Annotated in this window: 20 protein-coding genes; 8 read left to right on the top strand and 12 right to left on the bottom strand. The window is 64.3% G+C overall.

Annotation, left to right across the window (positions count from 1 at the left end; all coding sequences use genetic code 11):
* Positions 1–156: 156 nt before the first annotated feature.
* The 3 genes from ACH196_RS11815 to ACH196_RS11825 all read right to left on the bottom strand — a co-directional run bounded on the left by ACH196_RS11815 (position 157) and on the right by ACH196_RS11825 (position 3,088).
* A complete protein-coding gene (locus ACH196_RS11815; RefSeq protein WP_396647094.1) occupies positions 157–1,311 on the bottom strand; it encodes an ABC transporter substrate-binding protein in 1,155 nt (384 codons plus the stop codon).
* A gap of 206 nt (positions 1,312–1,517) precedes the next feature.
* Positions 1,518–2,057, bottom strand: a complete 540-nt coding sequence (locus tag ACH196_RS11820; protein WP_396647095.1) for a Uma2 family endonuclease — start codon at positions 2,055–2,057, stop codon at positions 1,518–1,520.
* A 188-nt stretch (positions 2,058–2,245) separates the two neighbouring features.
* The gene (locus ACH196_RS11825) at positions 2,246–3,088 is read right to left on the bottom strand and encodes a class I SAM-dependent methyltransferase (protein WP_396647096.1); all 843 of its coding nucleotides are present in this window, start codon (positions 3,086–3,088) and stop codon (positions 2,246–2,248) included.
* Positions 3,089–3,163: 75 nt separating this feature from the next.
* On the opposite strand from ACH196_RS11825, the gene ACH196_RS11830 reads away from it, so the two are divergent.
* Positions 3,164–3,655 (top strand): helix-turn-helix domain-containing protein, encoded by a 492-nt coding sequence (locus tag ACH196_RS11830; protein WP_396647097.1) that lies wholly within the window; start codon positions 3,164–3,166, stop codon positions 3,653–3,655.
* Here the strand turns inward: ACH196_RS11830 and ACH196_RS11835 are convergent.
* Both ACH196_RS11835 and ACH196_RS11840 read right to left on the bottom strand, forming a co-directional pair.
* Complete coding sequence (locus ACH196_RS11835; protein ID WP_396647098.1) at positions 3,597–4,520, bottom strand: LysR substrate-binding domain-containing protein; 924 nt, start codon at positions 4,518–4,520, stop codon at positions 3,597–3,599. The genes ACH196_RS11830 and ACH196_RS11835 overlap by 59 nt on opposite strands.
* 47 nt (positions 4,521–4,567) lie before the next feature.
* Entirely contained in the window at positions 4,568–5,332 is a 765-nt protein-coding gene (locus ACH196_RS11840) for a DeoR/GlpR family DNA-binding transcription regulator (protein WP_396647099.1), read from the bottom strand.
* 171 nt (positions 5,333–5,503) lie between these two features.
* On the opposite strand from ACH196_RS11840, the gene ACH196_RS11845 reads away from it, so the two are divergent.
* The 3 genes from ACH196_RS11845 to ACH196_RS11855 all read left to right on the top strand — a co-directional run bounded on the left by ACH196_RS11845 (position 5,504) and on the right by ACH196_RS11855 (position 7,586).
* On the top strand, positions 5,504–6,382 hold the full coding sequence (locus ACH196_RS11845; RefSeq protein WP_396647100.1) for a phosphotransferase: 879 nt from the start codon (positions 5,504–5,506) through the stop codon (positions 6,380–6,382).
* 72 nt (positions 6,383–6,454) lie between these two features.
* A complete protein-coding gene (locus ACH196_RS11850) occupies positions 6,455–7,084 on the top strand; it encodes a CDGSH iron-sulfur domain-containing protein (RefSeq protein ID WP_396647101.1) in 630 nt (209 codons plus the stop codon).
* A 10-nt stretch (positions 7,085–7,094) separates the two neighbouring features.
* Positions 7,095–7,586 carry a CAP domain-containing protein gene (locus tag ACH196_RS11855; protein WP_396647102.1) on the top strand — a complete coding sequence of 164 codons (492 nt, stop codon included), beginning with the start codon at positions 7,095–7,097 and terminating at the stop codon, positions 7,584–7,586.
* A gap of 46 nt (positions 7,587–7,632) precedes the next feature.
* Here ACH196_RS11855 and ACH196_RS11860 read toward each other — a convergent pair whose 3' ends face one another.
* From ACH196_RS11860 to ACH196_RS11890, 7 genes are all read right to left on the bottom strand, one after another.
* Positions 7,633–7,887: a hypothetical protein gene (locus ACH196_RS11860; protein ID WP_396647103.1), complete on the bottom strand. Its 255-nt coding sequence runs from the start codon at positions 7,885–7,887 to the stop codon at positions 7,633–7,635.
* An 80-nt stretch (positions 7,888–7,967) separates the two neighbouring features.
* Positions 7,968–9,251, bottom strand: a complete 1,284-nt coding sequence (locus ACH196_RS11865) for an amidohydrolase family protein (protein ID WP_396647104.1) — start codon at positions 9,249–9,251, stop codon at positions 7,968–7,970.
* A complete protein-coding gene (locus ACH196_RS11870; RefSeq protein WP_396647105.1) occupies positions 9,248–10,189 on the bottom strand; it encodes an ABC transporter permease in 942 nt (313 codons plus the stop codon). Before ACH196_RS11870 ends, ACH196_RS11865 begins: the two co-directional genes overlap by 4 nt.
* A 223-nt stretch (positions 10,190–10,412) precedes the next feature.
* Positions 10,413–11,462, bottom strand: a complete 1,050-nt coding sequence (locus ACH196_RS11875) for an ABC transporter permease (RefSeq protein WP_396647234.1) — start codon at positions 11,460–11,462, stop codon at positions 10,413–10,415.
* A gap of 228 nt (positions 11,463–11,690) precedes the next feature.
* Positions 11,691–13,235 carry an ABC transporter ATP-binding protein gene (locus ACH196_RS11880; RefSeq protein WP_396647106.1) on the bottom strand — a complete coding sequence of 515 codons (1,545 nt, stop codon included), beginning with the start codon at positions 13,233–13,235 and terminating at the stop codon, positions 11,691–11,693.
* A gap of 31 nt (positions 13,236–13,266) precedes the next feature.
* Positions 13,267–13,449: a hypothetical protein gene (locus ACH196_RS11885; protein WP_396647107.1), complete on the bottom strand. Its 183-nt coding sequence runs from the start codon at positions 13,447–13,449 to the stop codon at positions 13,267–13,269.
* A gap of 164 nt (positions 13,450–13,613) precedes the next feature.
* The gene (locus tag ACH196_RS11890) at positions 13,614–14,600 is read right to left on the bottom strand and encodes a BMP family protein (protein WP_396647108.1); all 987 of its coding nucleotides are present in this window, start codon (positions 14,598–14,600) and stop codon (positions 13,614–13,616) included.
* 438 nt (positions 14,601–15,038) lie between these two features.
* Here ACH196_RS11890 and ACH196_RS11895 point away from each other — a divergent pair, with 438 nt between their 5' ends.
* From ACH196_RS11895 to ACH196_RS11910, 4 genes are read left to right on the top strand one after another with little or no spacing between them, the layout of a single operon-like run.
* Positions 15,039–16,250 carry a glycosyltransferase family protein gene (locus ACH196_RS11895; protein ID WP_396647109.1) on the top strand — a complete coding sequence of 404 codons (1,212 nt, stop codon included), beginning with the start codon at positions 15,039–15,041 and terminating at the stop codon, positions 16,248–16,250.
* A gap of 14 nt (positions 16,251–16,264) precedes the next feature.
* Complete coding sequence (locus tag ACH196_RS11900; protein WP_396647110.1) at positions 16,265–17,497, top strand: glycosyltransferase family 4 protein; 1,233 nt, start codon at positions 16,265–16,267, stop codon at positions 17,495–17,497.
* Complete coding sequence (locus ACH196_RS11905) at positions 17,488–18,633, top strand: glycosyltransferase family protein (protein WP_396647111.1); 1,146 nt, start codon at positions 17,488–17,490, stop codon at positions 18,631–18,633. The genes ACH196_RS11900 and ACH196_RS11905 overlap by 10 nt, the downstream gene beginning before the upstream one ends.
* The gene (locus tag ACH196_RS11910; protein WP_396647112.1) at positions 18,630–18,803 is read left to right on the top strand and encodes a hypothetical protein; all 174 of its coding nucleotides are present in this window, start codon (positions 18,630–18,632) and stop codon (positions 18,801–18,803) included. The genes ACH196_RS11905 and ACH196_RS11910 overlap by 4 nt, the downstream gene beginning before the upstream one ends.
* Positions 18,804–18,812 lie beyond the last annotated feature (9 nt).

Consider the following 18,812-nt stretch of genomic DNA (forward strand, 5'->3'; position numbering starts at 1 on the left):
CCTCTCCCCTGCCCGGGGGAGAGGAAGAACGGCCGCGAGGTTAGCGCCAGTCGTCGACGCTGCCTTCCTCTCCCCCCGGCAGGGGGAGAGGTGGCCCGAAGGGCCGGAGTGGGGGTGATGCGGCGCGGGAACTCCCGCGCCGATAGCCGACGCCTATTACCGTCCCCCGATCACGCCGATATAATCCGACACCCAACGGTAGTACGGCACGCACTGGTCGTTCTGCGTGGCGCATTTGCTGACAGGCGTCTTCCAGAACTTGATCTTCTCGAAATCGTCGAAACCGTTGGTCTTGCAGCCTTCGTCGGTCAGCAGCGCGTTGCCCTTGCAGGCGGCGGGCACGGCCGGGTTGGAGCCGAACCAGGCGGCGAGGTCGCCCTGCACCTTCGGCGACAGCGAATGCTCCATCCACATATAGGCGCAGTTGGGGTTGGCCGCGTCGGCGGCCATCATCGTGGTGTCCGCCCATCCGGTTGCGCCCTCCTGCGGAATTGTCGAGGCGACGGGCTGCTTCTCGGCCGCGAGCAGATTGACCTGGAACGGCCACGAGCCGGACGCCACGACGCCCTCGGTCTTAAAGTCGTCGATCTGGATCATGGCGTCGTGCCAATAGCGGCCGACCAGCGTGCGCTGGGTCCGCAGCAGGTCGAGCGCCGCCTTGTATTGATCCTCGTTGAGCTCGTAGGGGTCCTTGATGCCGAGGTCAGGCTTGGCCGACATCAGGTAGTTGGCGGCATCGGCGACATGGATCGGCCCATCATAGGCTTGCACCCGGCCCTTGTTGGACTTGCCGTCGGGCAGCGCCATCTCCTCAAAGACGACGTTCCAGCTCTTCGGCGCTTCCTTGAAAACCGTCGTGTTGTACATCAGCACGTTCGGTCCCCACTGATAGGGAACGCCGTAATGCGCGCCGTCGACCGTGAACCAGGGCGCATCCTTCAAGCGGTCGTCGACCGTCGACCAGCTCTTGATCAGATCGATGTTGACCGGCTGGACGCGCTTGCCGGCGATCAGGCGCAGCGAGGCGTCGCCCGAGGCGGTCACGAGGTCGTATCCGCCTTCGTTCATCAGCGCGACCATCTCGTCGGAGGTGGCGGCGGTCTTCACATTGACCTTGCAGGAGGTGGCCTTCTCGAAATCCGTCACCCAGTCGTAGTTCTTGTCGGTCTCGCCGCGCTCGATGTAGCCGGCCCAGGCGATGATGTTGACCTGGCCTTCACCCGCGCCGATTTCCTTGACTTGCGCCACCGCCTGGCCGCTTGCGGAGAGCGCCAGCGCCAACGCCGTGCAGGACTTGAGAACTCTCTTCATCGTCACGTCTCCCATTAACGGGCGTCGCTCATGAGCGGCGACTTCAGCCCCATGTATGCAAAGTGACGCGAATTCGTTGCATTCGCAAATCCATTTGGCAGAAAGCCGGTATCGGTTTTACCGATAGATATGGAGAGACAGGCAAAGCAGCCAGATGGGACACGAAACGATCCAGGCCGAAAGCCTGAGTAGATTTCGCTGATCGCCTAAATCTCTTCGAGTTCAGCGAGCGTCACGGCAAGGCCAGGTACGGCCTGGGAAACCAGTGTCTGGTCCTCGGAAAACCTGACGATCTCGTCGTAACCTTCCAGCGCCGGGCGCCTGTGGACATGCACGACACGCGACACCGCCTCGACGACCCACAATTCCGGCACGCCGAAATTCGCGTAAATCCTCGCTTTGCGGCCGAGGTCCCACTTCAGGCTGGAATCGGCGATCTCAACCGCGAGAAGCGCGGTGCGGGGATTGAGATTGGCGAGACCATCCGCCTTGCGGAAGAAAATGAAGTCGGGTTCGACGAAGCTGTCCTCGCTGAGCCGGAAAGTCGTCGCGACGGCCACGCGGAACTCTTCCGAAGTATTCCGCACCAGATGGTAGCTGAGCGCATTTTTCAGGAGTTCGTGGTGGAGGCCTTTCGCATCCATCGGCACGAGTTCGCCACCGATCAGTTCGAAACGCTCGTCCTTATCGATGATTCCAGCCCGCGTCGCAGCTTCGATCTCGGCCACAGTCCAGCGCCGTCGCATCAGCCCCTCGGCGGCCTGAGTGGCGGGCGAAAGCCCGGGAGATCGAAACTGCTGGTTCATAATGCAAGGATAACAGCGGCCGGCCAGGGAGCAAACAGCTCGCTAGCGCTGGTTGCTTCCAAAATTCCAGGTGTGCTTTCCGCCGAGGCGATATCTAATAATCCGACGCACCCAATCCAGGAGGCATGTCATGCCCGCGCCGTTGCCAGCCAGCAAGCGGCTGTGAACCGCGCGAAGCCTCCCTCGACAAACGGCGCAAACGCCTGGCGCAGCACCCCGGCCACCTTTTCCGCCGTGGGTCCATCGGCCTCCCGCAAGGCGTTGCCGACCGGCCCAAGCCGCGTGACATAAGTCATCAGGTCGTCCTCGCTCACCCGGCATGCAACGTCCGCCGGCTGAAGTTCGACCGCCGCCCAGCCGCTCGCCTCCAGAATCGACGTCACCCGGGATTTGTCTGCAAAGGCGAACTGCCCTGGGGCATCCGGATTGGGCGGCGGCATAGGCGGCAGGAACGGAGCGGCTGCACGAGCCGCCGTCGTCATGAACGCGTTCTCGGCCGGACTGCGCCAGGCGACGAACGCGAGCTTCGCGCCGGCCCGCGCCGATCGGCGGATGTTGGCGAAAGCCGCCACGGGATCGTCGAAGAACATGACGCCGAACCGCGAGATCACCGCGTTGTAGCGCCTCTGGTCGAGCGCGTAGACCTGCGCATCGCCTTCGATGAAGCTCACATTCGCGACACCTTCCGCGGCCGCCCGCTTTCTCGCGGCCGCAATCAGCGGATGCGAAATGTCGAGCCCCAAGCAACGGCCGCTTTCGCCGACGCGGCGCGCCATCGCCAGCGTGGTGGCGCCGCAGCCACAACCGATGTCGAGGACATGACCGCCCTCGCCCGGATAGCCGGCGTCGACGACGAGCCGCCCGAACGGCTCCAGCAGACGGTCAAGCAGGGCCTGCATCTCGACCCAGGCTTCGCCGCTGCCCTTGTTCCAGAGTTCTGTCTGATCACGATTGGGCGAAATATCCGACATCGGGTTTGTCCTTTGAGGTTGATTGCTTTGACGGTTTGAAGCAGTCTACGAGTTCAAGCCGACTTGAGGTCAAGCGTGAAAGATCCGGATATCGTCGAGGTCGCGCGCCAGTCCGGCGTGCCGGCGTCCACGCTGCGTTTCTACGAGGAAAAGGGGCTCGTCGCATCGGTCGGGCGACGCGGCCTCAAGCGGCTGTTCGACCCCGGCATCTTCGAGCGCCTGGCGCTGATCTCGCTGGCGCGCGCCTCCGGATTCTCGCTGGACGAGATCAGGGACATGCTGGCAGCTGACGGCAGGCCAAGCTTTGACCGCGCACGGCTGTCGGCCAAGGCGGAGGAACTCGACCGGACGATCGAGCGGCTGACCGCGATGCGCGAGGGGCTGCGCCATGCCGCTGCATGTCCGGCGCCGAGCCTGATGGAGTGTCCGACATTCCGCCGCATGGTGCGGCTGGCCGGCGCCGGCGCTTTCGAACCGCCGCCGAAGCAGGCTTTCAAAGCCGAGCAGGTTAGCGCGCCTGTCCTCCCAGCCGCCGCACCATCCGCTGCCCCTGCGCGACGCCGATGAAGTCGCGTGCGGCCTGGGTGAGGCCGGACCCGCGCCGCCACACCATGCCGACCTGTACGACCGGCAGCGAGCCGGAAATGTCGCGCGATTCGATGCGGTCGCCTTCCAGCGACCACGGTCGATAGACAAGGTCGGGCAAGAGCGCGATGCCGGCGCCGGTGGCGACCAGGCTGCGCACCGCCTCGACCGAGCGGGTGCGGAACGCGACGTGCGGCCGGGCGCCGAGGGCCGCCAGCAGCTTGCCGGTGTTCTCCTCGATCTCATCCACGGTCAGCATGATCAGCGGTTCCGCGACGATGTCGTTGATGCCGATGATGTCGGCGCTGGAGAGCGGGTGCCCGAGCGGCAGCCATAGGCGATAGGGCGACACTTCGAGGATTTCCGCTTGCAACGCCATGCGGTCGCGCAAATTGGAGATGACCATCACCGCGACGTCGAGTTCGCCACCGACCAGCAGGTGCTCCAGATAGTCGCCATTGTCCTCGATAGCGCCGATTTCCACGCTGGGAAAACCGCGGCGATAGCGCGCCAGCAGGTCGGACAGCACGTAGCCCGCGACCAGCGAGGTTACGCCGAGCTGAAGCCGGCCGCTAGCCCGCTCCTGATGCCCGGAAAAGGTGCGGCGCGCATCCGAGACATCAGCAAGGATCTTGGTGGCGTGGCGGAGGAACTGGTGGCCCTTGTGAGTGATCGTCAGACCGCGCGGATGGCGGTCGAAGAGCTCGACGCCGAGGTCACCCTCGAGTTCCTTCACCGCCTCGGTGACGGAAGATTGCGAGATCGAAAGGTTTTGGGCGGCACGCGACACCGAGCCCTGCTCGGCCACCGCCACGAAGAACTGCAACTGCCTCAGGGTGAACGCCATCCGCCGAATAGACACCGGCCCGCCGGGCTTGGAAAGCCGGGAAGCTCCTACGGGCTTGCGATGGTCAGCTTCGCGCCGGCCTTGTCGATCGCATGCCCGACATCGCGCGGCGGAAGCCGGTCGGTGACGATTTCGCCGAAACCGTCGAAGCCGCAGACCTGCACCAGCCCCTGGCGGCCGAACTTGGTATGGTCGGTGATGACGACTCGGCGGGCGCCGCGCGTCAGCACCATGCGCGCGAATTCCGCCTCCTCGAGGTCGTAATCCATGACGCCCATGACGGCATCGACCGCGCCGGTGCTGATCACCGCGTGGTTGACGCTGAAGCGGCTGACGAAATCCACCGCCGAACCGCCGAAGGCCGCACCCGAATCGCTGCGCAGTTCACCGCCGGCCATATAGACCTTGTTGCCGTTGACGGTGGCCAGCGTGCGGGCGATGTCGGACGAGTTGGTGATCACCGTGAGGCGCCGGTGGCTGAGCAATTCGCGGGCGAGGAAGCTGGTGGTCGTGCCGGTGTCGAGCATGATCGAATCGCCGTCGTTGATGGTGGCGGCGACCGCCTTGGCGATGGCCCGCTTGGCCTCGGCATTTTCGCGCATGCGGCGCTCGAACGGCGCCTCGCCCGCCAAGGCCGGCAGGCCGATCGCCCCATGCATCTTCAGCACCGAGCCGTCGCCGGTCAGGGGCTTCACATCGCGGCGCACAGTCTCCAGCGACACGTTGAGCTTGGCAGCCAGATCGGCGATGGTGATTGTGCCGGCTTCCTGCACGAGGCGGAGGATTTCACCGTGGCGCTTCGAGTGGTTCATGCTGGTCTCGCCGTCGCGAATTTTTTCCCGACCGGTTCTTAGGCGAATAACCGTCTAATGACAATAAACCAGACGGCTTTTCAGGCAAAAACACAGAAATAACCACGTCCTTCATTGACTCGGCGGGAGCAGCAAAAGAAACTCGCGCCCCGCAGCCAGAAAAGGATCGGCATGAGCGTTACCGAAGACCGCATCCGCGCATTGCCGCTGTGGAAGAGCCGGATAACGATCGAGCCCCTGAGAGGCGGCCTCAGCAACGAAAGTTTCCTTATCACCGAATCGGGCGGCAGGCACGTGGTGCGCATCGGCCGCGACTTTCCTTTCCACCATGTTTTTCGCGAGCGCGAGATCATGGCGGCGCGGGCCGCCCACGCAGCCGGTTTCGGTCCAGAGGTGCGTTATGCCGAACCTGGCATCATGGTGACGGAATTCCTTGGGGCAAAGACTTTTGACGGCAAAGATGTGCGCGCCAATGTGGCGCGTATCGCCGCGCTGATCCGGCATTTCCACGAGGAGATGCCGCGGCATGTGTCGGGCGCCGGCTTCATGTTCTGGGTTTTTCACGTGCTGCGCGACTATGCCCGCACGCTGGAAGCTGGCGGCAGCCGGATGAAGAGCGAGCTGCCGCATTTCCTGTCGCTTGCCGACGAACTGGAGGCCGCGCAAAAACCGCTGCCGATCGTCTTCGGCCATAACGACCTGCTGCCGGCCAACTTCCTCGACGACGGCGAAAAGCTCTGGCTGATCGACTTCGAATATGCCGGCTTCAACACGGCGATGTTCGACCTGGCGGGCACCGCGTCGAATGCCGGGATGAGCGAACAGGAGGCCGATGCTCTGCTTGCCCTCTATTTCGGCGCCGAGCCGGACCCGGCGCTCCGCCGTGCGCACGCCTCCATGCAATGCGCCTCGCTGCTGCGCGAGGCGATGTGGGGTCTCGTATCCGAACTGCATATGAAGGCGCCGGGCGTCGACTACGTCGCCTACACGGCCGATAACCTCGAACGGCTGGACGCCGCTCTGGAGCGCTATCGTTCGACGTTCGGATAGTAGCGCCGAATTGCGCTTAACCATCCGGCGCTCCGTGATAGTCTGCTTCCCATCAAGCTGGGGAGCGTACCCATGGCCACGCATTTCGTGGAAGGCGAGACGATCGACGTCGGATTCGACGGGAAAAAATGCATCCATTCGCGCAATTGCGTGCTCGGGCATCCGGAAGTCTTCGTGCCGAACGCCCCAGGCGAATGGATTCACCCCGACGCGGCATCCGCCGAGGCGATCGTCAGGGTCGCCGAAAATTGCCCGTCGGGTGCGATCACCTACCGCCGCAAGGACGGCGGGCCGGCCGAAGTCCCGCCTGTGGTCAATACCGTCCGCATCCGCGAGAACGGGCCGCTGGCGATGAATGCAGAGCTGGTGATCGATGGCCAGACGGTGCTGCGGGCGACGCTCTGCCGCTGCGGCGCATCCGCCAGAAAACCGTTCTGCGACGGCAGCCACACCAAGGCCGGCTTCACCGCCACCGGCGAACCGGCGATCAAGGAGTCGCAGCCGCTTGCGGCGCGCAATGGCCCCGTAAAAGTTGCGCCGCAACCGAACGGCCCGCTGCGGCTGGACGGAAACCTGGAGATCGTCTCCGGCACGGGGCACACGATCGACCGGGTCACCCGCACCTTCCTGTGCCGCTGCGGTCATTCGCAGAACAAACCATTTTGCGATGGCAGCCATAAAGCGGCAGGATTCGTCGGATAACGCGCGCCGCATGAAGAGTATTTCCATCGACCGCCGCTTGTTCTTATCCGAAAGCGTGGCCATGCTCGGCCTCGCGGCAGCGGGCTGCCGAAGCACGGTGCTGGAGGTTGGCGAGGGCGCCGGCGCCTCGGCGGCGGGCCAAAGCGCTCTCGCGCAAATCCGTTCGTCGAACGGCCTGCCGCCGCTCTCGGCGGACCCGACGCTGGAACAGGCAGCGCTGCACCAGGCCGGATACATGGCGCGCAGCGGGCGGATGGCGCACACGACCGGCTGGGGCAAGGATTTCGTCTCGCGCATGCGTGTCGACGGCGTGCGGGGTGCTGCGGCCGAAAACGTCGCCTATGGCGACATGGAGCCCAGCGAACTGTTTTCGCGCTGGATGGGCTCTTCCGGCCACCGCCGCAATATGCTTGACCCCGCTTTTTCGCGGTTCGGCCTCGCCTATGTGCGCGAAGCAACCAATCCGCAGCGCCGCTACTGGGCGCTGGTGCTGGCCAGCTGACGAGCCCACCGCAAAGCTGCCAAGAGCGAACTTCAATTCTGGGTAATCAATCGGCCTGTACCGGCACGAGCATCGGCCGGTAGACGACGATCGGACCATCCCACCGGTCGAAATCCGAATCGTAACGCCGCGCGCTGCGGGCGAGGTCGATGCGCTGCAGGCATTCGGCAAACGCGTCGGTACGTGCCCGGAACCCGTAGCCGCGGCATTTGTCCTCGTCGGCGGCGCGCTGCTGCTCGCCCGTCATGCAACCGGAGCACAGGGCGGCCAAGCCTGCCACGATCAGGGCCTTGCGCCACATGGCGGCTCTCCTCATTCGAATCCTGAATTCAGTAGTATACTTTATCCGAGCGAGGAAGAGGGATCGAAGCCGCCCTGCCGTTAGGCCGGAGGTATGTGCCGCCGTTCGACGGTCTCCGGCCGCCCGGCGAGGGTCAATTTCGTCGCCCGCTTCTCGCGCTCGGCGACAACCTTGCCACGCGAGATCACGCAGAGCCGCTCAGCACGCAGGCGTAGCGCCTCGACGCGGTTGCCGGCGTCAAGCACGACAAGGCTGGCGCGTTTGCCCACTTCCAGCCCGAGATGGTCGAGGCTCATGATCGCCGCGTTGACCTTGGTCACCATGTCGAAGCAATGCGCCATGTCGGCGGGGCTGGTCATCTGCGCCACATGCAGGCCCATGAAGGCGACGTCCAGCATGTCGGCGGTGCCCAGCGGATACCAGGGATCGAGCACGCAATCCTGACCCCAGCCGACGCGGATGCCGTGCTTCAGCATCTCCGGCACGCGGGTCATGCCGCGGCGTTTCGGATAGGTGTCGTGGCGGCCCTGGATGACGATGTTGATCAGCGGGTTGGGGATGGCGGAAACCTGCGCCTCGGCGATCAGCGGCAGCAGTTTCGAGACGTAATAATTGTCCATGGAATGCATCGACGTGAGATGCGAGCCGGCCACCCTGCCCTGCAATCCCAGCCGCTGCGTCTCATAGGCAAGCTGCTCGATGTGGCGCGACATCGGGTCGTCAGTCTCGTCGCAATGGACGTCGACCATCAGCCCGCGCTTCTCGGCGATCCCGCAAAGCTCGGTCACCGAGCGGCGGCCATCCTCCATGGTTCGCTCGAAATGCGGAATGCCGCCGACCACGTCGACGCCCATGTCGAGCGCCCGCAACGTGTTTTCGCGGGCGGTCGGGTCGCGGTAAAATCCGTCCTGCGGGAAGGCGACAAGCTGCAGGTCGATATAAGGCGCAACAGTCTTCTTCACGTCGAGCAGCGTCTCGACGGCGAGCAGCCGGTCGTCACAGGTGTCGACATGGGTGCGGATGGCGAGCAGACCCATCGAGACGGCCCAGTCGCAATAGGCGAGTGCGCGTTGCTTGACCGCCTCGTGTGTCAACAACGGCTTCAACTCGCCCCATAGCGCAATGCCTTCCAGCAGTGTCCCCGAAGCGTTGATGCGCGGGATGCCGTAGGACAGCGTCGCGTCCATATGGAAATGCGGGTCGACGAAAGGCTGCGAGACGAGGTTTCCCGTGGCGTCGATGACGCGGCCCGCCTCCGCCTCGATGCGCGGCTCGATAGCGACGATCGTCTCGCCGGAAATGCCAATATCGGCGACGCGGCCATCGGCAAGCGCGCCGCCCCTGACGATCAGGTCAAATGTCATCGTTCGCCTTTCTGATAGGGGATCATCAGCGCCCTCGGATACGTTGCCCGGCGCGCGACGAGGACGAGCGCCAGGATCGACAGCACGTAAGGCATCATCAAAAAGATCTGGTAGGGCACGACCCCGCCGGTGATCTGCTGCAGCCGCACCTGGTAGGCGTCAAAGGCGGCGAACAGGATGGCGCCGATCAGCGCCTTGCCCGGCCGCCACGAGCCGAACACCACCAGCGCGATGCAAATCCAGCCGCGGCCGTTGATCATCTCGAAGAAGAACGAGTTGAAGGCCGACATGGTCAGGAACGCACCGCCCACCGCCATCAGCGCGCTGCCCGCCATGACGGCGCCGATGCGGATGCCGCTGACGGAAATGCCCTGCGCCTCGACGGCGGAAGGATTTTCGCCGGCGGCGCGTAGCGCCAGCCCCAGCGGCGTGCGGTAGAGCACCCAGGCGACGACCACCACGCTGGCGAAGGCCAGATAGGTCAGCGGCGTCTGCGAGAACAGTGCCTCGCCGACGACCGGGATTTTCGCTAGGCCGGGGATCGGCAGCGGCGCGAAAGGCTCGATCTTCGGCGGCGAGGTGACTTCGGGGAGCACCAGCCGGTAGGTGAAATAGGTCAGGCTGGTGGCCAGCAGGGTGATGCCGATGCCGACCACATGCTGCGACAGGCCGAGCGGCACGGTGAGCAGGCCGTGCAGCAGGCCGAACAGCGCACCAGACACCGCCGCCACGGCGACGCCGGTCCACAAATCGCCGCCGGAATAGACCGTGAACCAGCCGGCGAAGGCGCCGACCGTCATGATGCCTTCGATGCCGAGATTGAGCACGCCGGCGCGCTCGCAGATCAGTTCGCCCATGGTGGCGAAGATCAGCGGCGAGGCGATGCGGATCGCGGCGACCCAGAAGGAGGCGGTGAGCAGGATGTCGAGGGCTTGCATCACATGCCTCGCGATGTTGATAAAGAAACCTTGCGGGGCAGGCACTCCTTCGCACCCCCCTCTGTCCTGCCGGACATCTCCCCCGCAAGGGGGGAGATTGGCAGCTTCGCGTTTAGCACTCCTTCTGCAACCTCGATAATTGGCGAAACCAAAGCGGCAGGCCAATCTCCCCCCTTGCGGGGGAGATGTCCGGCAGGACAGAGGGGGGTGCGAAGGGGCACGACTACCTCCACCGCACCCGGTACCGCGACAAGAGGATCGCCACGACCATGGTCAGCAGCGCGGTGGCGACCATCACGTCGGCGATGTAGCTCGGCACGCCGGCGGAACGGCTCATGGCGTCGGCGCCGACAAAAATGCCGGCGACGAAGATCGCGGCGGCAACCACGCCGAGCGGATTGAGCATGGCGAGCATGGCGACCACAATGCCGGAATAGCCGTAGCCCGGGGATAGATCGAGCGTGAGATTGCCCTTCAGCCCGGCGACTTCCGAAAATCCGGCGAGCGCCGCCAGTCCGCCGGACAGGAGCGCGGTCTTCATCAGCACGCGATTGACCGGAATGCCGGCGAAGCGTGCGGCTTCCGGATTGTGGCCGACGGCGCGCATCTCGTAACCCAGCGCCGTCTTTTTCATGATGATCCAGACCACGACGGCGGAAAAGATTGCCAGGACAAAGCCATAGTGCAGGCGTTTGCCCTGGATGATGCGCGGCAGTTGCGCGGCCTCAATCACCTTGCGCGATTGCGGCCAGCCGAGGCCAGTCGGGTCCTTCAGCACGCCTTCCAGCAGCATGGAAACGAAAAGCACCACGATGAAGTTGAGCAGCAGCGTGGTGACCACTTCATCGACGCCGAGCCTTGTCTTCAGCAGCGCCGGGCCGAGCAGCAGCAGCGCGCCGGCCAGCATGGCGGCGGCGGCGATGACGGGAAGCAGCAGATAGGACGGCCACGGCAGCAGGCCGGTGCCGAGCACGACGGTGACGACCCCGCCGACATAGAGCTGCGCCTCCGCACCGATGTTCCAGAGCTTTGCGCGGAAAGCGACGGCGACCGCCAGGCCAGTGAAGATCAGCGGGGTAGCGCGTGTCAGCGTTTCCAGCAACGCGAATTGCGAACCGGCGGCTCCCCGCGCCACGAGGGTGAAGACCGACAGCGGGTCAGCGCCGGCCGCCAGCACCAGCAGCGCCGCAAACCCCAGCGTGACAATGATCGCGCCGACCGGGTAAAGCAGCGTCGCGGCCAGCGACGGCACGGGTTTCGGCTCAAGGCGCATATTGGAGCCTTTTGCCGACATGACGGTGGGGTGAACCTCGGCGCTCTGTCGCACCCCCCTCTGTCCTGCCGGACATCTCCCCCTCAAGGGGGGAGATTGGCAGCGTGATCGCTGCCGCTCTTCCTGCACCGTTGGTGATTGGCGAAACCAGAACGGCCGGCCAATCTCCCCCCTTGAGGGGGAGATGTCCGACAGGACAGAGGGGGGTGCGAAGGTGCGCCGACTTCCTCACGCCGCCGCCTCCAGCCCATGCCCGGCCATCAATTCCCCGAGTTGTTGGATCGACCGCTGGCCGCGCTTGGTGACGGACGAGATGCGGCCCTTCGAGATCACCGCGATGCGGTCCGACAGCGCCATGATCTCCTCCAGATCCTCCGAGATCAGCAACACGGCGGCCCCACGGTCGCGCGCCTCGATCAGCCTTCCATGCACATAGGCGACGGCGCCGACATCTAGGCCCCGCGTCGGCTGGTTGGCGACGATGATGCGCGGGGCGGGATCGAGCGCCCGGCCGAGAATGAGCTTTTGCATGTTGCCGCCGGACAGGAGACGGATACGGGTGTCTGGCGACGGGCATTTCACGTCGTACTCGGCGATGATTTCTTCCGCGAAGGCGCGCGCGGCATCCCAGTCGAGGAAGCCGCGGTTGCAGAAGCGTGGCGAGCGATAGCTTTCGAGGATGAGGTTTTCGGCGACCGTCATGTCGCCGATGGTGCCGACGGCGTGGCGGTCCTCCGGGATGCGGCCGATGCCGAGGTCGAGAGCCTCCAGCGTCGACCATGGCTGGCGCTGCTCGCCGGCCAGCGTGATGGTGCCTGCCGTCGGCGGCTCGCTGCCCGACAGCAGCGCGGCGAGCGCCGCCTGGCCGTTGCCTGAAACACCGGCAAGGCCAAGGATTTCGCCGTCTTTCAGGGTCAGCGAAGCACGGTCCAGCCGCGCGCCGGAGCTTTTGCCGGCGGTCGATACCTCCTCCAGCACCAGCACGCGCCCGCCGAACGGCACGTCGACGATCGGCGGCAGCGACGGTTCCTGCCCGACCATCAGCGCCGCAAGATCGGAGCGCGTGGTCTCCGACGTGCGGCGCTCGCCGGCGAGCTTGCCGCCGCGCAGCACCAGCACACGGTCGCTCACTGCCATCACCTCGTTGAGCTTGTGTGAGATGAAGATGATCGACAGCCCCTGCCCGACCAGCAATTTCAGCGTCTTGAACAGGGCCTCTGTCTCGGCCGGCGTCAGCACGGCGGTCGGCTCGTCGAGGATCAGCACCCGCGCCTCGCGATAAAGCGCCTTCAAAATCTCGACGCGCTGCCGTTCGCCGACCGAGAGCGCCGACACCAGCGCGCCGGGGTCGACCGCGAGGCCGAAATCGCTCGCCAGCCGGCCGATGCGCAGCCGCGCCTCCGTGCGGTCGAAGCGCGGCCGCCACATGGACTGCGTACCGAGCGCAATGTTTTCCAGCACTGTCAGGTTCTCGGCCAGCGTGAAATGCTGGTGCACCATGCCGATGCCGGCCTTCAGCGCAGCACCCGGATCGCCGGGGTGCAGGCGCTTGCCGAAGGCCTCGACAGTGCCATCGTCGGCGACATAGTGGCCGAACAGGATGTTCATCAGCGTCGTCTTGCCAGCGCCGTTCTCGCCGAGCAGGGCAACAATCTCGCCCCTGGCGAGGTCGAAGGAGATTGAATCGTTGGCGACAAGCGCACCGAAACGCTTGGTGATGTTTTGCAGGCGGAGAACAGGTACAACCGCTTCTGGTGGCAAAGCGGGGTTCAAGAAGGGTTACCCTTATCGCAAACGCTAGTCATCAGTCTCCACCGCCGTCCGGACCATGGCTAGCGTTGGCATTGTTGCCGTCCGCCCATTGGCCGTTATCCGATCCGACTTCCCGGCTGCTGCGTCGAAGAAAGGCCGGCCGCATGAAATAAGCAACAGCCAGCGCCAGAATCGCAAAAATGACTGCGAACCGAAGCCATAGCGACCAGTCCATTGCAGAACATTCCTACCAGGTTGCTCCCCTGCCCATCGACAACCCTGCGACGAAAGAGTTGCAGGCAGGCTGTCGTGAGGGGCGTCACCAAACTGACGACGCCGCCGCTGCCCCTCATCCGCCTACCGGCATCTTCTCCCCGCGGACGGGAAGATGAACGTTGATTAGCTCGACTTCGGCTCCTCGTCGTTGATGACCACCGTGAACGAGCCGTCCTTGATCGCCTTTTCCTTCTCGGCGACCAGTTTTTTGGCCTCTTCCGGCACCTTGCCGTCAAACGTACCGAGCGGGGCCAGCGAGCAGCCGCCTTCTTTCATGAAGGAATAGACGCCGTAGTCCTCCGCCTTGAAGCTGCCTGCCTTCACGGCGGCGATCGCTTTGTCGAGCGTGGGCTCGAAATGCCAGAGCGCCGAGGCGACCACCGTCTCCGGATAGTCGGCCTGCGTGTCGATGACGTTGCCGATGGCCAGAACCTTGCGTTCCTTGGCCGCATCGGACACGCCGAAACGCTCGGCGTAGAGCAGGTCGGCGCCGCCATCGATCTGGGCGAAGGCGGTTTCCTTGGCTTTCGGCGGGTCGAACCAGGACCCGATGAAGGCCACCTGGAATTTCGTGTCGGGCGCCACTTCCTTCACGCCGGCCATGAAGGCGTGCATCAGCCGGTTGACCTCGGGGATCGGATAGCCGCCAACCATGCCGATGTTCTTCGACTTGGTCATGGCGCCGGCGACGATGCCGCTGAGATAGGAGGCGTCCTGGATGTAATTGTCGAAAGTCGAGAAATTGGGAAGTGCTGCTTCCGGCTTGAAGCTCGATCCCATCAGGAAGGCGACGTCCGGATAGTCCTTGGCGACGATGCGGGCAGCGTCCTCGACGCCGAACACCTCGCCGAGGATCAGCTTGTTGCCGGCCTCCGCATATTCGCGCATCACGCGCTCGTAGTCGGTGTTGGTAACGTTTTCGGTGGCAACGTATTCGATGTCGCCGCGATCCTTGGCGGCATTCGCCGCCTTGTGCAGCCGGCTCACCCATTGCTGCTCGAAGGGCACGGTGTAGATTGCAGCAACCTTGAGCTTCTCCTGCGCGAAAAGCCGCGTCGGCAGGCTTGACGCGACCGACAGCGCGGCGCCCGCGCCGGCAGCCTTCAACATGGTACGACGAGAGAGCCCGGACAGGGTCCGGGACGGTATTCGACTGGGCATTCGACCACCTCTGGTTGGCAGGCTTCAGGTTGAAAACTGATCCCGTTTTTTATCGTTTGGTAAACGTTATGCGAATTTCGGCAGGCCGGCAATCCGGGCTCTTTCGGCTTTCCCCATCGGACTTTCTGGTGCAGCGGCAGGAACGCGAGCGCCGGTGCAAATTGACGCAGGCCGTTGCCCCGCATCCTGTCGCGGCTCATTTATTGCACTGCAACAAAACGGCTGGACATAACGACATGTCCGCCCCAAACTCACTCGAAACGGACGCCGCCCCGTGCCTGCCCAGTTCGCTTCGATCCACGAAGGCATAGACCAGCCGCCATCCTGCGTATAGGGTAACCCGGCGTTTGGAGCGGAACGCCGCAAGGCAAGACCAAGGTGAACGGCATGATGCGGCGCTTCGAACACGCGCGTATCCTCATGTACAGCCATGACACGTTCGGCCTCGGCCATCTCAGGCGGTGCCGGACGATCGCGCATTCGCTGGTCGAGGATTTTCGCGGCCTCAATGTGCTGATCATCTCCGGCGCGCAGATCGCCGGCGCGTTCGATTATCGGGCCCGTGTCGACTTCGTGAAGATCCCCAGCGTCATCAAGCTGCGCAACGGCGAATATACTTCGCTCGAACGCCATATCGACCTGCAGGAGACGCTGGAGATGCGGCGGTCGATCATCCGCTCCACCGCCGAGACCTTCCAGCCGGACATTTTTATCGTCGACAAGGAGCCGATGGGCCTGCGCGGCGAGGTGGAGGATACGCTGGCCTATCTGAAGACGCGCGGCACCACGCTGGTGCTGGGCCTGCGCGAGGTTCTGGACGCACCGCACCTGCTCGACGCCGAATGGACGCGGCGCGACACGATGCGCAAGATCGGCCTGTTCTACGATACGATCTGGGTCTACGGCCCGCCGGATTTCTACGACCCGCTGACCGGGCTGGACGTTCCGCCGGCGGTGCGCGCCAAGATGAATTTTGTCGGCTTCCTGCAACGCAGCCTGTCGCATGAAGAGGAAGCGCCCGGCCACCGGCCGGAGGGCGACTATATCCTCGTCACCACCGGCGGCGGCGGCGACGGCGCGGAACTGATCCACGACGTCATCCACGCCTATCAGCAGGATCCCACCCTGACCCACAAGGCGCTGATCATGCTCGGCCCCTATATGCCAGCCAAGAAGCGGCAGAGGCTGGTCGCCAAGGGGGCCACGATCCCCTACATCGAGATCCGCGAATTCGACAACCGCATGGAAGAGCTGATTGCCGGCGCCAAGGGCGTCGTCGCGATGGGCGGCTACAACACCTATTGCGAGATCCTATCCTTCGACAAGCCAGCGCTGATCGTGCCGCGCACCGTGCCGCGCGAGGAGCAGTTGATCCGTGCCCAACGCGCTTCGGAACTCGGCCTGATCGACATGCTGATGCCGGAGGAGGCCGAAAATTCCCAGCGTTTTGCAGCCGCGCTGAAGGCGCTTCCCAACCGTCCGCCGCCGTCGAAGTCGCGTCCCGACCTCAGGCTGGAAGGCCTCGCCAACATTTCCGGCATCGTGCAGAACTGGCTCGGTGAACAGCCACTGTCGCACCTTTCCGTGGTCGAGGGCTGACGTCAGACCCCTCCATGCGTCGAAAAACCGTCGTCCTGCTCAAGGGCTATCCCCGGCTGTCCGAGACCTTCATCGCGCAGGAACTGCGCGGGCTGGAGCGCGCCGGGCTCGATCTCGTGCTGGTCTCCATGCGCCGGCCGACGGACAACAAGCGCCACCCGGTGCATGACGAGATCCAGGCGCCGGTCGTCTATCTGCCTGAATATCTTCACGAAGAGCCGCTGCGCGTGGCGAAGGGCTTTTTGCTCGGCCTGTTCCAGCCCGGGTTTTGGAGCACGCTCGGCCGGTTCGTCTCCGACCTTGGCCGTGACCGGAGCCGCAACCGTTTTCGCCGTTTTGGCCAGGCGCTGGTGCTTGCCGCCGAATGGCCGAAAGGCGCCGAATGGCTGCACGCGCATTTTATCCACACGCCGGCTTCGGTGGCAGCCTATACCAGCAAGATTACGGGCATAGGCTGGACCTGCTCGGCGCATGCCAAGGACATCTGGACCTCGCCGGACTGGGAGTTGCAGCAGAAGCTGGCTTGTGCCCACTGGGTCGTGACCTGCACGCATTCCGGTTTCGAGCATCTGCAATCGCTGGCGGCCGAGCCCGAGCGTGTGCATCTGAGCTATCATGGCCTGGACCTAGACCGTTTCGGACCGTTTGCAGGCGAACGGTCGGATGCCGACGGCTTAGACCCGACAAGGCCGGTGACAATCGTCAGTGTCGGGCGCGCGGTCGGCAAGAAGGGCTACGACATTCTTCTGGAAGCGCTGGCGCTGCTGCCAAAAAACCTCGAATGGCGGTTCGAGCACATCGGCGGCGGCGAGAAACTGCCTGAGCTCAAGGTCTTGGCCAAAAAGCTCGGGATTTCGCAGCGCATCGAATGGAAGGGCGCGATGGCGCAGGAAGAGGTGCTGAAACACTACCGCAGCGCCGATCTGTTCGCGCTGGCATGCCGCGTCACCGACGACGGCGACCGCGACGGGTTGCCCAACGTGCTGGTGGAAGCCTCCAGCCAGCGCCTGCCCTGCATTTCGACAACCATCTCCGGCATACCCGAACTGATCACCGACGGCGAGAACGGCCTGCTTGTGCCACCGAAGGACGCAAAGGCCCTGGCCAACGCGCTGGAGCGCGCCATCCGCGATCCGGAGCTGCGCAAAAGGCTCGGCAACGCGGCCGAACACCGCGTGCGCGCGCATTTCGACCACCACACCAGCATCGACCAGCTCGTCGGATTGTTCGAGGACGAATGGCGATAAAAGACGGCGCCAAGCCTAAAATCCTGTTTTATGTCCAGCACTTGCTGGGCATAGGCCATCTCGCTCGGGCCAGCAGGGTTGCTGCGGCCCTGCAAAATGACGGTTTTTCGGTCACGATCGTCACCGGCGGCCTGCCTGTGCGCGGTTTTCCGCCTTCCCAGCTAGACCATGTCGCTCTGCCGGCAGTGACCTCCGCCTCGGAGGCGTTTTCCGGCCTGATCGATGCCGATGGAAATGTGATCGATGACGCCTTCAAGGAGCGCCGGCGCGAATTGCTGATCGAGACGCTGCATGAGCGGCGGCCGGACATCGTCGTCATCGAGGCTTTTCCGTTCGGGCGCCGCCAGGTGCGGTTCGAACTGCTGCCGCTGCTTGAAGCGGTCGCCGGCATGAACCCTCGCCCAAAACTGGTGACGTCGGTCCGAGACTTGCTTCAGGAGCGGGTGAAACCTGGGCGCAACGAGGAGACGGTCGAACTGTTGAATGCGCATTTCGACCTGGTGATGGTGCATGGCGACCCGAAATTTGCGCGGCTGGAGGACACGTTCCCGCTCGCCGGCACCATCAAGCCGCCGATCGGCTACACCGGCCTGGTCGCCCCGCCGCCACCCGCCCCGCCCGGCGAAACTTTTCAAGTGTTGATTTCGGCCGGAGGCGGCGCGGCAGGAGCAGATCTGGTCAAGGCGGCGATCGAGGCGGCAGACCTGCTGCCGAACGTTCAGGATTGGGCGCTGATCACCGGACCGAATCTTCCGCAATTTGCCTACGACATGGCCGCTGCCAAAGCGCCGCCGGGCTTAAAACTGTTCCGATTTCGCGAGGATTTTCCAAGCCTGCTTGCAGGCACGGAACTGTCGGTGTCGCAGGCCGGCTACAACACCGTCTGCGACGTGCTGCGGGCCGGCTGCCGGTCGCTGCTTGTCCCGTTCAGCGCCGGCGGCGAAACTGAGCAGACGACGCGCGCCGAACGGCTGGAAAGGCTGGGGCTGACGACGATGCTACCGGAGCACGGGCTGACCGGCAGGCAGCTCGCCGAAGCGATCGCCGAGGCACTGGCGCGGCCCAAACCGCCAGCGGCTGCACTCGACCTCGACGGCGCCAACGGCGCGGCAAGGCTGCTGAGGATGCTGTTATGACCCAATCCAGAAATGACGACTTGTCGGGCCGGCACGGCCGGGCAATCGAAGAACTGGGCAAGCTTTGGGACGAAGGGATAGCCAGCGGTCCCTCAGAGGACGGCGAGGAAGTGTTCAAGGAACTACGACGCGAACTCGCCGAGATATTTGCCCCTCGCGACGGCTCGTGAAATAGGCTG

It is taken from the genome of Mesorhizobium sp. IMUNJ 23232, from assembly GCF_044326205.1.
GTDB lineage: Bacteria > Pseudomonadota > Alphaproteobacteria > Rhizobiales > Rhizobiaceae > Kumtagia.

Excerpts from the sequence above, each read along its gene's own strand:
- ACH196_RS11815 (WP_396647094.1), bottom strand. The coding sequence starts at position 1,311 with ATGAAGAGAGTTCTCAAGTCCTGCACGGCGTTGGCGCTGGCGCTCTCC.
- ACH196_RS11865 (WP_396647104.1), bottom strand. The coding sequence starts at position 9,251 with ATGACATTTGACCTGATCGTCAGGGGCGGCGCGCTTGCCGATGGCCGC.
- ACH196_RS11860 (WP_396647103.1), bottom strand. The coding sequence starts at position 7,887 with ATGTGGCGCAAGGCCCTGATCGTGGCAGGCTTGGCCGCCCTGTGCTCC.
- ACH196_RS11835 (WP_396647098.1), bottom strand. The coding sequence starts at position 4,520 with ATGGCGTTCACCCTGAGGCAGTTGCAGTTCTTCGTGGCGGTGGCCGAG.
- ACH196_RS11825 (WP_396647096.1), bottom strand. The coding sequence starts at position 3,088 with ATGTCGGATATTTCGCCCAATCGTGATCAGACAGAACTCTGGAACAAG.
- ACH196_RS11855 (WP_396647102.1), top strand. The coding sequence starts at position 7,095 with ATGAAGAGTATTTCCATCGACCGCCGCTTGTTCTTATCCGAAAGCGTG.
- ACH196_RS11900 (WP_396647110.1), top strand. The coding sequence starts at position 16,265 with ATGCGTCGAAAAACCGTCGTCCTGCTCAAGGGCTATCCCCGGCTGTCC.
- ACH196_RS11890 (WP_396647108.1), bottom strand. The coding sequence starts at position 14,600 with ATGTTGAAGGCTGCCGGCGCGGGCGCCGCGCTGTCGGTCGCGTCAAGC.
- ACH196_RS11870 (WP_396647105.1), bottom strand. The coding sequence starts at position 10,189 with ATGCAAGCCCTCGACATCCTGCTCACCGCCTCCTTCTGGGTCGCCGCG.
- ACH196_RS11905 (WP_396647111.1), top strand. The coding sequence starts at position 17,488 with ATGGCGATAAAAGACGGCGCCAAGCCTAAAATCCTGTTTTATGTCCAG.
- ACH196_RS11885 (WP_396647107.1), bottom strand. The coding sequence starts at position 13,449 with ATGGACTGGTCGCTATGGCTTCGGTTCGCAGTCATTTTTGCGATTCTG.
- ACH196_RS11840 (WP_396647099.1), bottom strand. The coding sequence starts at position 5,332 with ATGAACCACTCGAAGCGCCACGGTGAAATCCTCCGCCTCGTGCAGGAA.
- ACH196_RS11850 (WP_396647101.1), top strand. The coding sequence starts at position 6,455 with ATGGCCACGCATTTCGTGGAAGGCGAGACGATCGACGTCGGATTCGAC.
- ACH196_RS11895 (WP_396647109.1), top strand. The coding sequence starts at position 15,039 with ATGATGCGGCGCTTCGAACACGCGCGTATCCTCATGTACAGCCATGAC.
- ACH196_RS11820 (WP_396647095.1), bottom strand. The coding sequence starts at position 2,057 with ATGCGACGGCGCTGGACTGTGGCCGAGATCGAAGCTGCGACGCGGGCT.
- ACH196_RS11910 (WP_396647112.1), top strand. The coding sequence starts at position 18,630 with ATGACCCAATCCAGAAATGACGACTTGTCGGGCCGGCACGGCCGGGCA.
- ACH196_RS11875 (WP_396647234.1), bottom strand. The coding sequence starts at position 11,462 with ATGCGCCTTGAGCCGAAACCCGTGCCGTCGCTGGCCGCGACGCTGCTT.
- ACH196_RS11845 (WP_396647100.1), top strand. The coding sequence starts at position 5,504 with ATGAGCGTTACCGAAGACCGCATCCGCGCATTGCCGCTGTGGAAGAGC.